The organism is Altibacter sp., from assembly GCF_019913785.1.
In the GTDB taxonomy this organism is placed as follows: Bacteria; Bacteroidota; Bacteroidia; order Flavobacteriales; family Flavobacteriaceae; genus Altibacter.
Window position 1 is genome coordinate 1 of record NZ_JAIOHK010000022.1, and the last position, 14196, is coordinate 14196.

The 14196-nt window shown below is 41.9% G+C and carries 11 protein-coding genes; 3 read left to right on the plus strand and 8 right to left on the minus strand.

Annotation, left to right across the window (positions count from 1 at the left end; translation table 11 throughout):
- Window positions 1-651, minus strand: a 651-nt coding sequence (dinB, locus tag K8F54_RS02895; RefSeq protein ID WP_290786726.1) for a DNA polymerase IV, incomplete at its 3' end; no start/stop codon positions are given.
- Between the two features lie 82 nt (window positions 652-733).
- Between dinB and K8F54_RS02900 the strand changes: the two genes are divergently transcribed.
- From K8F54_RS02900 to K8F54_RS02910, 3 genes are read left to right on the plus strand one after another with little or no spacing between them, the layout of a single operon-like run.
- Window positions 734-1384 carry an NAD(P)H-binding protein gene (locus K8F54_RS02900; RefSeq protein WP_290786728.1) on the plus strand — a complete coding sequence of 217 codons (651 nt, stop codon included), beginning with the start codon at window positions 734-736 and terminating at the stop codon, window positions 1382-1384.
- Complete coding sequence (locus K8F54_RS02905; RefSeq protein ID WP_290786730.1) at window positions 1381-1860, plus strand: CYTH domain-containing protein; 480 nt, start codon at window positions 1381-1383, stop codon at window positions 1858-1860. The genes K8F54_RS02900 and K8F54_RS02905 overlap by 4 nt, the downstream gene beginning before the upstream one ends.
- A complete protein-coding gene (locus K8F54_RS02910) occupies window positions 1850-2374 on the plus strand; it encodes a YciI family protein (protein ID WP_290786732.1) in 525 nt (174 codons plus the stop codon). Before K8F54_RS02905 ends, K8F54_RS02910 begins: the two co-directional genes overlap by 11 nt.
- A gap of 4 nt (window positions 2375-2378) precedes the next feature.
- On the opposite strand, the gene K8F54_RS02915 is transcribed toward K8F54_RS02910, so the two are convergent.
- From K8F54_RS02915 to K8F54_RS02945, 7 genes are all read right to left on the minus strand, one after another.
- A complete protein-coding gene (locus K8F54_RS02915) occupies window positions 2379-3767 on the minus strand; it encodes an efflux transporter outer membrane subunit (protein WP_290786735.1) in 1389 nt (462 codons plus the stop codon).
- Between the two features lies 1 nt (window position 3768).
- The gene (locus K8F54_RS02920) at window positions 3769-6918 is read right to left on the minus strand and encodes an efflux RND transporter permease subunit (protein WP_290786737.1); all 3150 of its coding nucleotides are present in this window, start codon (window positions 6916-6918) and stop codon (window positions 3769-3771) included.
- 6 nt (window positions 6919-6924) lie between these two features.
- Entirely contained in the window at window positions 6925-8043 is a 1119-nt protein-coding gene (locus tag K8F54_RS02925; RefSeq protein ID WP_290786739.1) for an efflux RND transporter periplasmic adaptor subunit, read from the minus strand.
- A 12-nt stretch (window positions 8044-8055) separates the two neighbouring features.
- The gene (locus K8F54_RS02930) at window positions 8056-8547 is read right to left on the minus strand and encodes a transcriptional regulator (protein ID WP_290786741.1); all 492 of its coding nucleotides are present in this window, start codon (window positions 8545-8547) and stop codon (window positions 8056-8058) included.
- 112 nt (window positions 8548-8659) lie between these two features.
- Window positions 8660-9385: a copper homeostasis protein CutC gene (locus K8F54_RS02935; protein WP_290786743.1), complete on the minus strand. Its 726-nt coding sequence runs from the start codon at window positions 9383-9385 to the stop codon at window positions 8660-8662.
- On the minus strand, window positions 9385-11694 hold the full coding sequence (locus K8F54_RS02940; protein WP_290786745.1) for a family 20 glycosylhydrolase: 2310 nt from the start codon (window positions 11692-11694) through the stop codon (window positions 9385-9387). The genes K8F54_RS02935 and K8F54_RS02940 overlap by 1 nt, the downstream gene beginning before the upstream one ends.
- Window positions 11694-14186: a glycoside hydrolase family 2 protein gene (locus tag K8F54_RS02945; protein WP_290786747.1), complete on the minus strand. Its 2493-nt coding sequence runs from the start codon at window positions 14184-14186 to the stop codon at window positions 11694-11696. The genes K8F54_RS02940 and K8F54_RS02945 overlap by 1 nt, the downstream gene beginning before the upstream one ends.
- Between the last annotated feature and the right edge of the window lie 10 nt (window positions 14187-14196).

The window sequence follows — 14196 nt, forward strand, 5'->3', positions numbered from 1 at the left end:
TTCCAAGAACTCTCGAGACTTACTTTTTAGGTCCTTTCCGGTATAAATCCCCAGCAAATACATTTTTTCCTTTGTCACCTTTCCTACGCCGTAGAATTTTTTTACATCCAGCTTTTCTAAAAATGCAACGACTTCTTCCGGCGGGACGGTTTTTTGTCCGTTGGGCTTATTGATATCACTGGCTACTTTGGCGATAAATTTATTGATTGATATACCCGCCGATGCATTCAATCCAGTTTTGTCCTTTATTTTTTGCCGAATTTCTTCAGCAATTAAAGTAGCACTGGGGTTTCCTTTTTTGTTTTTGGTCACATCCAAATAAGCCTCATCTAGAGAAAGGGGTTCTACCAGATCGGTATATTCAAAAAAGATTTTCCGAATTATTTTCGATACTTCATGATATCGCTCAAAATTGGCACGAACAAAAATGAGGTCGGGGCATAATTTAAGAGCCAAAACACCGCTCATAGCACTTCTGACGCCAAATTTTCTTGCCTCGTAGCTCGCCGCACTTACCACGCCTCGTTTAGAACTTCCTCCCACCGCAACCGGTTTTCCCTGTAAATCGGGGTTGTCCAATTGTTCTACGGAAGCATAAAAGGCGTCCATATCAACGTGAATGATTTTCCGAATGGGTAATTCGCTCTCCATCTTGTAAATTTAATATCTTTAAGGTCAGATTGTATATGAATGAATCCTATTTTGGCTTCTCACCTTTCTGAAACCATATTTAATGTCAAAAACTGCGATTATATTGGGGGCAACCGGCTTGACTGGAAGTATTCTACTGGAATATTTATTGGAGGATAGTTTTTTTAATAAGGTTAAAGTTTTTTCTAGAAATTCAGTTGGAAAAACCCATCCTAAATTGGAGGAACACCTACTGGACCTTTTCGAATTGCAAACAGTTTCCGATCAATTTATTGGGGATGTTGTTTTTTGCTGTATTGGTACTACGAAGGCCAAGACGCCCAATAAAGAAACCTATCGAAAGATAGATTATGGGATTCCTGTGTCAGGGGCAAAACTTGCGAAACAGAACGGAATGAATACTTTTATCGTCATCTCTGCCCTAGGCGCAAACCCTAAGAGTCGTGTATTTTATAATCGAGTCAAAGGTGAAATGGAGCGGGATGTTCTTCGGCAAGAGATAAAGCACAGCTATGTTTTACAACCGTCATTGATTGGTGGGAATCGAAACGAAAAACGAATGGGAGAACGAATGGCGCAGGTGTTTATGAACTTTTTTGGATTTTTGGTTCCGAAGAAGTACAAAATGATCCATCCCGAAGCCATTGCCAAAGCGATGCAGATTCTTGCGAGGAAAGGGTTTTCAGCAACTCGGATCACCTCCGAAAAAATTATCGAAATAGCCGCCCAATGATCGAGATAGAACGAAAATTCTTAGTTACTTCCGCGGTTTTTAAAGAGGAAGCGTATCAGGCCACTCGAATTGTTCAGGGGTTTTTAAACACAGATCCCGAACGCACTGTACGTATTCGGATTAAAGGAAACCAAGGATTTCTCACAGTCAAGGGGAAGTCGAACCATGCCGGAACCATTCGAACCGAATGGGAGACTGAAATTAATGTCACCGATGCCGAGACCCTGCTAAAATTGTGTGAGGAAACGGTTATAGAAAAGATTCGGCACGAAGTAAAAATTGGAAGCCATATATTTGAAGTCGATGAGTTTTTAGCAGAAAATCAAGGGCTTATTATCGCCGAAATAGAGCTTGGTTCAGAAAATGAACCCTTTGAAAAACCCTCTTGGTTGGGGAAGGAAGTAACCGGAAAAATTCCCTATTACAACTCTCAATTAAGTAAGAACCCGTATAAAAACTGGAAACATGAACACTAGAAATCTCAGTATACTCTTACTACTTCTGGCAGTAAGTTTTGGCTGTAAAAATAGCGAGGAAGGACATCATCCTGACAATGATCGAAGCAGCCTACAGGAATTAAAGGATTCGGTTGTTGTTAAAAAATCGGTAGCGCAGCTCAAGGAAGAACTTTTGGGCAATGGTTTCGAAATCTTCGACTATGTGGACACCAAAACTGGGGACACCACCCTGATGCAACAATATTTTATCGCTTTCTTAAAGCGAGGTCCCAACAGATCACAATCGAAGGAAGAGACCGATAGCTTACAAGTGCTGCATTTGGCACATTTAGGAAGAATGTATGAGGAAGGTTATGCGGATATATCGGGGCCGTTTGGGGACGATGGTGAGATTCGAGGGATTACGATTTACAATGTACCGACTTTAAAAATGGCCGACAGTCTTGCTAAGATGGATCCAATGGTAAAAGCGGGAAGATTGGTTATTGAAATACACCCATGGTGGGCTGCGAAGGGATTTCCGCTGCGTTGATCTTTTATTGCCAACCACCGCCTAGTGCTTCGTACAAATCGACGATGGCCTGTAACCGACTATTTTTCGCACTCACCAAGCTTAAATTAGAATTGAGGGCATTTTCTCTTGCCGTAAGTACTTCCAAATAATTTGCATATCCATTTTTTAGAAGTTCTTCCGAATACGCAGAGGCAAGACTATACGCATTCAATTCTTTTTCCTTTATCGCAATTTTTTCTGAAGCAGCTTCAATCACAAATAACGCATCCGAAACTTCCTTGCCGGCCTGTAACATGGCATACTTAAAATTCAATTTTGCTTGTTCTTGCTGTGCCTGAGATACTTCATATTGCGTTTTGATCTTTCGTCCGTTGAAAATGGGTTGTGTAAGTCCGCCAACAACGGTGGCAAACAACGAATTAACATCGAAGAGCTTTTCAATATCAATACTCTGCAATCCTCCCGAAGCAGACAAGGTAATCGACGGATAGAAATTAGATCGCGCTACATTGGTAAGCTCAAAGGCATTTATAAGGTTGTATTCGGCGGCTCTCACATCGGGGCGATTCTCTAAGAGGCGTGCAGGAACACCAATTGAAAGTGTTGTATTAATTTGTTGTGTTTCCAGTGTATTTCGAGCTATTTCACGCATGGGACTACCCAGCAGTATCGACATTACATTTTCTAAAAGCCGAGCTTCATTTTTAAGGTCTATCAAAATAGCCTGGGCGGTATATAACTGTGCTTCGGTTTGTTGTACGCCCACTTCGGTGACATTCCCGGCTTCTTTTAAAGCCTGCGTTGTTTCTAGGCCCGAAGACCTGGTTTCGATGGTCTTTTCGGTAATTTTTATTTGTTCGTCCAAGGCTGCAAGTTGGTAATAGGTGGACGCAATATTGGCCACCAATCTACTTTTCACTGCCTGATGTACCGCCACCGTTTGCAAATAGGAAGCAACAAGCGCTCGTTTACTGCTTCGCAATTTGCCCCAAATATCGACTTCCCATGAAAGTCCTGCGTTAATTTCGTATTGATTGGAGCCAACAAATTGGTCGTTGTCGCGCAGCTCCCGATGTGTATACACGGCATTGCCGGTCACTGTTGGAAGTGAATTCACCTTACCCTGCTTCATGTATGCTTCGGCTATTGCCAATTGCTGAATTGCAATCCGTATGTCTATATTGTTTGCCAAGCCTTCTTCTATATATTTCTGAAGTAAGGGATCTTGAAACAGGACCTTGTAGTCTAAGGTTGCAATCGAAACGCTGTCTTTCAGAAGCTGATCTGTACGGAAGTATTCGGCTTGTCCAATATTTTCGGGGCGCTCATATTCTCTGGCGGCAAAGCAGGAAACAAGCAAGAACGGGACCGCAATAAGTATGAGTAAACGATATAGTTGGGAAGTTCTCATATTAGTCAGTTTGATGGGAAGTTTTAGAGATTACTTTATGTGGAGGACCTGTTATTTTTTCCTGAAGGAACTGAAAAAAGATAAACAGAATTGGGATTACAAATACGCCCAAGACGGTTCCTATAAATAAACCTCCCACAGCACCGGTTCCAATGGATCGATTTCCGGCCGCTCCAACTCCTGTTGCCAAAACTAAGGGCATCAACCCGAAAATAAAAGCAAAAGATGTCATCAAGATTGGTCGCAATCGCACTCTTGCTCCGTCAATGGCAGCTTCGGCAAGGGGCATACCTTCACGTCTGCGCTGGAGGGCAAACTCTACAATAAGAATTGCATTTTTGGCCAGTAATCCAATAAGCATGATTAGGGCAATTTGGAAGTAAATATTGTTTTCAAGTCCGGCAATCATTGTTGAAAAATAGGCTCCTGCCACGCCGATTGGCAGGGAGAGAATCACTGAAAAGGGGAGCAGATAGCTTTCGTATTGTGCCGCTAATAAGAAGTAGACGAAAATGATACTCAGCAGGAAAATAATTCCTGCCTGCCCCGAAGAGGCGATCTCCTCACGGGTCAATCCAGAAAACTGCACATCGTACTCATTGGGCAGTGTTTCTTCGGCCACTCTTTGTATGGCTGCAATAGCATCTCCAGAGCTATACCCCGGTGCCGAAGATCCGTTTACACTCACCGAATTAAACAAATTAAAGCGAGTCACAGTCTGTGGACCGTATATTCGTTCCAGACTTACAAACTGAGAAATAGGCGCCATGTGACCTCCGGGAGTTCTCACAAACATACTGTTGAGACTTTCTTCATCCACTCGGTCTTCAGGTAAGGCCTGAACAAATACTCTAAATTGTTTTCCGAAGCGACTAAAATTAGCAGTATATGCCCCGCCAATATACCCTTGTAAGGCACTCAGAATTTCATTCACGGTCACACTCGATTCCTTTGCCTTTGCGATATTGATGTCCATTTGAAGTTGCGGGTAATTGGTGCTAAACGGGTTGGAGGCGTAGGCAATTTCGGGTTGCGGAATTAAGGCATTTACAAAGTCATTGGTGGTTTCGTCCAAGGCTTTTAATTCGCCGGAGGCACGATCTATTAGTTGCATTTCAAAACCATCGGCGCTACCAAATCCCGGCACACTCGAAGGGCTAAAGTAAATTACTTTTGCATCACTAATAGCGGTTGTTTTTTCATTGAGTTGTGCAATAATTCCGTCAACGGATGTCGCATCGGTTTTCCGAAGTTCCCAAGGCTCCAGAATAATAAAGCCCATCGCATTTGAACTTCCCGAACCTGAAAAGAAGTTTCGTCCGGCAATAACCGTCGCAGTTCTTATTCCTTCAATCGATTGCATTTGTGTATACAAATTCTGGGCGATCTGGTACGACCGGTCAAGGGAGGAACCAGGAGGTAATTCGGCGTTCATAAAGATAACCCCACGGTCCTCTTTTGGGACCAATCCTTTTGGGGTACTACTATCCGCCCAAAAAATGGATACCGTAGCTAAAACCAGCATTACAACCGTAATCCATTTGTGTTTTACCAAGAAGCCAAGTGAATGGATATATTTTCTGGTAGTGGCTTTAAATCCCGCATTGAATGCCAAAAAGAACCGTTGTAGTAGGTTTTTCTTTTTATGTTCTTCGGAATGTGGCTTTAGAAAAATAGCACAAAGTGCCGGACTCAAGGTGAGAGCGTTTAATGCCGAAATTAATATTGCCACGATCAATGTTACACCAAATTGCTCATAAAAAACCCCTGAAGGTCCTTTTATAAAGGTTATGGGTATAAAAACCGCCGCCATAACCAAGGTTATGGATACAATGGCACCGGCAATTTCATTCATCGCACTTACGGATGCTTCTTTGGCACTTTTTGCACCTTCTTCTAACTTTGTATGGACGGCTTCAACCACGACGATGGCATCATCGACCACTATCCCAATGGCCAACACCAAAGCGAAAAGGGTCAATAAATTGATAGAGTACCCCAATACACCCAGAAAGAAAAATGTACCGATAATTGATACCGGGACTGCAATAGCGGGAATTAAGGTAGACTTGAAATTCTGTAGAAAGATAAAAACGACTAAAAATACTAACAGAAAGGCCTCTATTAAAGTGAGTTTTACCTTGTCGATGGACGCCGTTAAAAATTTATTCGTGTCGTAATTTATAATATAATCCAGTCCTTCCGGGAAGTCTTCCTTAAGTTCTTCCAGCTTTACATAAATTATTTCAATAATTTCCTGAGCGTTGGAACCGGGCGTTTGAAAAATTCCGAAGCTAATCGCCGGATGGCCTTTGGAGCGCGACAAGGACGAATACGAAAAGGCATCCAATTCTACCGTTCCTATATCTTTAATATGTAGAAATTTACCATTTCCAAGCGCCTTTATAATAATATTTTCATACTCTTGGGCTGTTTTATAACGCCCTTTGTACTTTAGAACATATTCGAAAGATTCACCCGCATTTTGACCCAGTGATCCGGCCGCAGCTTCGAGGCTTTGCTCTCCAATTGCCGCAGTTACGTCGGATGGGACTAATCCATAATTTGCCATTTTTGCAGGATCCAACCATACCCGCATCGAATAATCCTTGCCGCCAAAAACATTTACATCACCTACTCCATTAATACGCTGTAGTTCGGGTTTTACATTAATATTGAGGTAATTCTGAATAAAAGTATCGTCATAATCGGGATTGGTCGAATATAGACCTGCGTAGAGCAAGGCTGAGTTTTGCCTTTTGGTGGTTGTTACTCCGGCGCGGATCACCTCTGCCGGCAAAATGGAATTTGCCCGTGATACTCTGTTTTGTACATTCACCGCGGCAATATCGGGATCGTAGCCTTGTTCAAAAAAGACCGAAATACTTGCACTCCCTGTATTGCTGGCACTGGAAGTTATATAGGTCATTCCTTCCACTCCATTAATCTGTTCCTCAATAGGAATGATTACACTTTCCAAAATTGTTTCGGCATTGGCTCCCGGAAAGGAAGCATTTACTTGAACAGTGGGTGGCGCAATATCGGGGTATTGTGTAACTGGTAATTGCGAAAGCCCTAAAATTCCCAAAATCACAATAATGACGGAGATAACAGTGGAGAGGACCGGCCTTTCTATAAATGTCTTTAGCATATTTTCTTATTTAAAAACCGGTTTGAACGAATTTAAAATACTGTCTAATGATACAACTAAAGGATTGATTTTTGTTCCTGGTTTTAGCTTATTAGCCCCCTTTGCTAGGATTATGGTCCCATCTTCTACCCCTGAATTAACCACGTAAATATTGTCGATTACTGAAAGGATTGTTATAGCCGATGTAACCAACGAGTCACCAACTACTTTATAAACGAAGGTGTTTCCTTGTACCTCATAGGTTGATAAAGCAGGAACAATTAAGGCATCTTCAAATTGAATAGGAACTTTTATTGTGCCACTGCTGCCATTCCGAAGCAAACCTGCTTTATTGTCAAATTTTGCGCGAAAGGTAACGGTTCCGGTTTGAGCATCGATGTCACCCGAAATAGTTTCGATTTTGCCTTTTTCAGAGTATTCTTTACCATTGGCCAGTATTAAAGTCACCTCGGGCAATGCCTTAATTCTATCTTCCATGGAATTCCCTTCTGAATTTCCCACAAAACTCAAAAATTCCTTTTCATTCATCGAAAAATAGGCATAAACCTCTTCAATAGACGAAACTCTTGTCATTGGAGTTTGATCCTGGGCGCTTATTAAGGCACCCTTCCGGTAGTTAATTGAACCTACAATACCATCGACCGGGCTTTTAATATTTGCATAGCCGATAGTTGCAATGGTGCTGTTATAATTGCTTTGTGCCTGAGCCAGTTTTGCTTTAGCGGTTTCCAACTGTACATTGCTAATTATATTTTTTTCAACCAGAGGCTTTAATTTATCAACCTCCACCTGGGCAGCATTTACATTGGCCTTAGCGGCCGCTGCGTCCTGACTCAATGCTTGGGTTTCCAATTTGAAGAGCAGCTGCCCTTTTCTTACGTTTTGACCCTCATCAACGAGTACATCGGTAATATATCCCGAGACTTTTGCCCGAACTTCACTATTCACCACACCTTCAATTCTGGTGGGATAACTAGTAAATGATGTCACTGTTTTAGTCGTAATTTTTGTGACCGGATAGGTCACAAGTGCCTGCCGATTTACAGCCTGAGATGTGTCTTTATCGGAGCAGGAAATAAGTATAAATCCTATGAGCGGGAGCAGGTATAAGGTTAGCTTATTCATAACTTGTTTGGTTTAGGCGGTACTGTTTTTATGAAATGAAACCATCTTATCTATCGTAGATTTCAGGTTCTTTTTTTGAGATTCGAGATATTGCTGAAATATCAATCCAATGGATTCACTCTTTGTAAACTTTTGGGGGTGATACTTACAATTGAATTTATTTATCTTTTCAACGATTTTTAGCTCCTTGTTAATAGTGTTTAAATACTCTTCAAGGGTAATTTTCAGGTAATTTTTTGTAGGCCTAAAGTATCTTTTTCGATCTCCGGGTTTTGTAAAAAATTCGACATATTTCAGCTGTACCAAGAGATTAAGGTTGGTAGAAACCGAGCTTTTACTGGCAGACGTAATTTCTACAAAATCTTCAAAACTATGGCCTTCATCATCCGAAAGTATCATAAAAGCATAGATGCGTCCCGCAAGAGGCGTGAAATGATGCTTGTTTTCGAAGTTTAAGCCAATTTCTTCAATTAAATCTGATTTCTCTTTCGAACAGGTGTTCATTTCATAAAGTTTATACAAATATAGCGTTGGTTCGGAACACACCGAACAAAAGGATTGCTAAATATTTGTTAAATAAATTAATGCAGTCTACCTGGAAACTAACAGGAAGATGTTATGCTATTTTTGCAATGAGCTTTCGAATCGTTTCTAAATTCGACACCGGCACAATTCCCTCTTCAAAAAGAGTGGCACTGTGCATAGAAACACCCGGTCTTCGTTGAAGGACTTGCTTCTTTGTGGTTGCTGAAAGATGGACACTTTTAAAGCCGGCATTCTTAAAAACTAAGACATTATCTAGGGAAATACCACTTCCCGGCATGATTTCAATGCGTCCTTTGGAAAGGGTTTTTAGTTCTTTTAATAATTCGATGCCTTCTATGGCCTTTGGTTGATGGCCGGAACTCAATAGTCGTGTCACTCCTAAGCGGATGAGTGCATCAAGCGCAATTTGCGGATCACGACTCCAATCGAAAGCACGATGGAAGGTAAAATCCATTCCTGCGGCCGCGGCCATTAAACGCCTGGTAGTTTCTACATCAATATCATTATCAGACCTAAGCGCTCCACATACCACGCCCGAACACCACAGTTTTTTACAGTAGGCAATGTCTTTTACCATCACCTCGATTTCGTCTTTTGAATAGGTAAAATTACCGCTTCGGGGCCTGATCAACACATGAACGGGAATATCCAACTCGGTCATAATCTTTTCGATCAAGCCATGACTTGGGGTTAATCCTCCCACCGAAAGTTCGGTGCACAATTCAATGCGGTCTGCACCGCCTTCCTTGGCGGCTTTGGCACTTTCGAAACTATTGGCGCAGATTTCTACGATCATTACTCTATTATTATTTCATCAATAAACGTCCAAGCCTTGTTTCCGGCACCTTGAGCTCCGTTCGGAATAATTCCGAAACTAGGAATTTTCAATCTTAATTGTCCGTATACTGCTTCGGATATATCGGGAAGCACCAAATTTACATATGCTAAATTAGTAGTTGTGTCCTTTTCCACCAAGGATGAAATAGCAACTATTTGACCATCAGCCGCAGTCAAATACAAAGTAACCATCTCGGGTGCGTAGATCCACTGCCCGTTGGCATCGTAAAACCGAAGACTTATCTTATTAATTGTTGTTGCTTCACCAAAATCTATTAATATTTCCAAATCATCTCCCCAAAAGCCCAGCCATTCCTTATCGCCATAACGGGTGTCGCTTCCCGAAATCCCATTGATCAGTGCTTCTGCACCACCGGCCCCATAGGAAGGATGTGGCGACACGTTTAACGCAATGGTTCCCCTAATTCCTTTGTGAAATACAAGCTGTTCTGAAAAGTCCCGCCCCAGCTTTTCTACATTTTTAAAAACATTTGCCTTAATACTGGAGTTGGCGGTTATCGAAATGGGTGTGTTATATTTTTTAAAGGCCGAATCATTTACGGAATATCGAATCTCTTTTCCTTCAGTAGGTGTTGTAAGCTCATAAAAAACCCTGCCATCCTTCTTTATCACAGTTCCTTCCAGTTCATATAAATGGTTCGCATAATTGATGACTAAGGCATCCAATCGCGCTAAAAATGGTTCAAGGCGTGACAGGAATTCAGGATAGTCATCCTCCAAATTTTCAGAAGCGCCACTCCAAACTACCTCACTCATAGCCAACATTCTTGGGAAGGCCATATATTCTACCTGAGCCTCGGTTTTCAAATATTCCGTCCAAATATTGCCCTGAGCACCCCAAATAAAAGAGGCTTCTTCGGTGGTTAACTCCTTGGGAACGGGATTAAAGGAATACACCTTTTTTAGGGGTAGAAAACCACCAATAGCCAAGGGTTCGTCTGGATGATCTGCCTGATAGTAATCGAAATAGGCATGCGAAGTAGGGGTCATAATCACAGGATGTTTTTGCTTGGCGGCATCAATTCCACCTTGCATACCACGCCAGGACATGACCGTAGCATTAGGCGCCAAGCCCCCTTCCAGAATCTCGTCCCATCCAATGATCTTTTTCTCCTTACTATTGATAAAGACTTCCATCTCTTTTATAAAGTAACTCTGTAAACCGTGTTCGTCTTTCAGGTTGAGGTCTTTTATAAGTTTTTGGCAGTGCGCACATTTTTCCCATTGGGTTTTAGGAGCCTCGTCTCCACCAATATGAATATAGTCACCCGGGAATAACGGAATTACTTCTTCCAGTACATCTTTTAAAAAGGTAAAGGTATTTTCATTGGGGCAATAAATATGTTCAAAGACACCCCATTTGGTGGCAACCGGCACCTGCTCTCCCGTACAGCCCAATTCAGGGTAGGCACTTACGGCAGCTTGTGCATGTCCCGGCATTTCAATTTCCGGGATGATGGTGACATTGTGTTTTGCAGCATATGCAACAATTTCTGTAATATCTTCCTGAGTGTAATAACCGCCATAGCGCTGACCATCGAACTGTTGCGGGGTCTCATTATAATGTCCAACAAGGGTTTCTTCCCGATACGCCGCATGACTCATCAGTTTGGGGTATTTTTTAATTTCGATCCGCCATCCCTGGTCTTCAGTGAGGTGCCAATGAAAATAATTCATTTTTAATAAGGCCATATTGGCAATGTATTTTTTGATGAATTCCTTCGGAAAAAAATGGCGTCCCACATCCAGATGCATGCCGCGATAAGCAAATTTTGGAGCATCGAATATTTTTAATTGGGGGACGGCAATGGATTTCTGAATTTTTGTATTCTGACGCTCAAGTTGAACAGGCAGTAATTGCCGAAGCGTCTGTACTCCGTAAAATGCCCCGCCTGCATCGGCCGCATAAAGTAGTATATTCTCCGCTGAAATAACCAAAGAATAGCCTTCCTTCGCAAGCGATGTGTCTAATTTAATTTGAATATCAGCCTGGTCTCTTGTTTCCGGATTTAGCGGTATTCCGGCACCAAATTGAAGGTATTCTCGAAGAAAATCTTCTGCGATATTAAATTCTGCTTCGCAAAATATGCTGGTGTTTTTGTTCAGCGAAAAAGTACCCTCACCCAATTCGAATTGTTGTGGTTTTGGAATTAATGCTAGCTGATCTAGCGATATTTCTTGTTCAGAAAAACATCCTGAACACAGAAATGAGAGTGCCATGGCGGTAAAAAAAAAGGTGTATCGCATTAGTTCGCTATTAGTTGATTGAGTGTTTTAATAGTTAGTCTTGGCGTTGACTTATCGGCTGTGTTAAAATGAATTGTTTTTGGTGTATGAGGCAATAGATCGAAAAAATTTTCATCGAACACGCCCTTGCCTTTTGTACTTAAAAATACATCTTTTTGAAGTGTTTCTGAAGAAAGCCGTATTGAAAAACCTGTTTCGGTGGTAACGATTTCAGTTTTAATGGAGCTTTGCTGTAGTTGCAGCGCTTTCGGTTTTGTGAAATAATGAAGGTATTCGGCTTCTGCAAACCGAATGCGCAGTACGGAAGCTTCCGAATCAAAGTGACAATCGCCTAAAGGAAAAGCAGCAGCCATCAAACTGCTGTCTGGAGTACTTATAAAAGGAAATTGTTCTTTACAAATAAGATTGCCTGAAAAATCAAATAGCTCCATCTCCAATGTATTTTTTACTTCGGAAAAGGTATCATTGACGACGTAAACAGAAACCGAGTCGCTCTTTTCCTCCGTAGCAATTAACAGATTTTCGAAGGCCCTTTTTACCTTATAATGCAGGGCTTTCCAATTACCCAAGCCGTCAATACTCGACCAGGAAACCACCGGCCAGCAGTCGTTCAATTGCCAATACAAAGTACCCATATTATAAGGTTTGGCTCTGCGATGGGCACGAATTCCTTTCGTGATTCCATAAGCCTGTAATAACTGACTCACATATACATAATCTTCATCACGTTCGGGGACCGGATAATCGCGCTCCATATACTCACGAATTAGCTGAAATCCCCTTTTGTGTTTTTGATGCGAAGCGAAGGAGGGATGAGAAATATCGATGGAATCTTGCTCGGTAAAATACCGTATGGCCTCATAACTTGGAAAGGATTGAAATCCGAACTCACTCATAAAACGCGGTACCGCCTCTTCAAAATGCTCAAAAGGATAGCCATCGTGCCAGACCCACCAGTCATGGGCATCGCCCTCAAATTGATAGCGTTTGTCGCCACGACCATATTTGGGGGAACTCTCCCAATAATCAATTGCCGGGCTCAGACTATCTACTACTCTCGGCAGAATATGATTAAACAAGGCGTAATATCCACTCCATATTTCTTGCTTTTGCGCATCTGTTTTCCCCTCCTGCCAGCCCCAACGATACCAACCTTCACTATTTTCGTTATTGCCACACCACAGGGCTATACTGGGGTGTTGCCTTAGTCGCTTTACATTTTCAATGGCCTCTTGTTTGGCGTTTTCCAGAAAATTGGCATCACCGGGATACATGGCGCAGGCAAACATAAAGTCTTGCCACACTAAAACACCTTTGGCATCACACAATTGATAAAACAAATTATCCTCGTAGATACCACCGCCCCAAATACGAAGCATATTCATATTGGCAGCAACTACATCGGTGATTAAATTCTCATATTCTTCCCGAACTACTTTGGGGTGCATGATTTGTTGCGGGATATAATTGGCACCCTTCATATAGACGGGTTTTCCATTGAGTTTGAAATAGAAACTTTCGCCAATGGAATCCGTTTCGGTGATCAATTCAATGCTTCGAATCCCGAGTTTTTTCGAATAACGCTCGAGTTTTTTCCTTCCTTGTTTAAGATCTACGTCAATGTCATATAAAAATGGATCTCCTAAATTATGCGTCCACCAAAGACTAGGGTTTTTAATGGTAAAAGGAATGTCATATTGGGTCTGATTTGGTGAAATTTCAAAAGACGAAACAAATGATTCGTCCGTATTCCGGTTGGTTATTTCGACGGTTATTTCATTGTAATGGGGCGTTTCAATGGTGAGTTTTGCCACCACCTCAGCCAGACTATCTGAGATGGATGTGGTCTCCAGAAAAACATCGGTACAGCGGGCTATGTCATAGGAGGCCAATGTGATACTCTTCCAAATTCCTATCGTCTTAATGGTAGGGCCCCAATCCCAGCCGTATTGAAATTGTGGTTTTCTGGTAAAGACTCTAGGTGCCTCGGGTAGTTCATAATCTAGTTTAGCTGTTTCGGCTGTTTCGATGGAATCGGGAGATTGAAATTGCACTAGCAATTCATTTTCAGCCTTAAGGACATCACTCAGATCTATTTCCCAGCTTCGGAAGGCATTGTTGGCTTGTAAGATGAGGCTATCATTAAAATAAACCGAAGCATAGGTATCCAGCCCATCGAATTTTAAAATATGTTTCTTCTTTTTTAAGATGGCTTCGGAAACCGAAAATCGCCTTTTATACAACCAGTTTTTTTCAGAAACCCATTGAATAGTATCTTCGTTGTTTTGAATAAAGGGATCCGGGATTTTTCCGATAGACAACAAATCGGCTTGTACCGTACCGGGTACTTTTGCAGGCATCCACAGCGTGTCGTTCACTTCCGAAAACTGCCAATCACCGGTTAGAGACTGATATTCGACGTCATTTTTCGAGCTGTCACAGGCCGTTAGAACAACCAAAAAAACACAAATGACTTTGAAGTGGATTCGCATGCCACTAAAA

Coding starts and splice junctions, on each gene's coding strand:
- K8F54_RS02920 (WP_290786737.1), bottom strand. CDS start 6,918: ATGCTAAAGACATTTATAGAAAGGCCGGTCCTCTCCACTGTTATCTCC.
- K8F54_RS02915 (WP_290786735.1), bottom strand. CDS start 3,767: ATGAGAACTTCCCAACTATATCGTTTACTCATACTTATTGCGGTCCCG.
- K8F54_RS02940 (WP_290786745.1), bottom strand. CDS start 11,694: ATGCGATACACCTTTTTTTTTACCGCCATGGCACTCTCATTTCTGTGT.
- K8F54_RS02935 (WP_290786743.1), bottom strand. CDS start 9,385: ATGATCGTAGAAATCTGCGCCAATAGTTTCGAAAGTGCCAAAGCCGCC.
- K8F54_RS02930 (WP_290786741.1), bottom strand. CDS start 8,547: ATGAACACCTGTTCGAAAGAGAAATCAGATTTAATTGAAGAAATTGGC.
- K8F54_RS02900 (WP_290786728.1), top strand. CDS start 734: ATGTCAAAAACTGCGATTATATTGGGGGCAACCGGCTTGACTGGAAGT.
- K8F54_RS02925 (WP_290786739.1), bottom strand. CDS start 8,043: ATGAATAAGCTAACCTTATACCTGCTCCCGCTCATAGGATTTATACTT.
- K8F54_RS02945 (WP_290786747.1), bottom strand. CDS start 14,186: ATGCGAATCCACTTCAAAGTCATTTGTGTTTTTTTGGTTGTTCTAACG.
- K8F54_RS02910 (WP_290786732.1), top strand. CDS start 1,850: ATGAACACTAGAAATCTCAGTATACTCTTACTACTTCTGGCAGTAAGT.
- K8F54_RS02905 (WP_290786730.1), top strand. CDS start 1,381: ATGATCGAGATAGAACGAAAATTCTTAGTTACTTCCGCGGTTTTTAAA.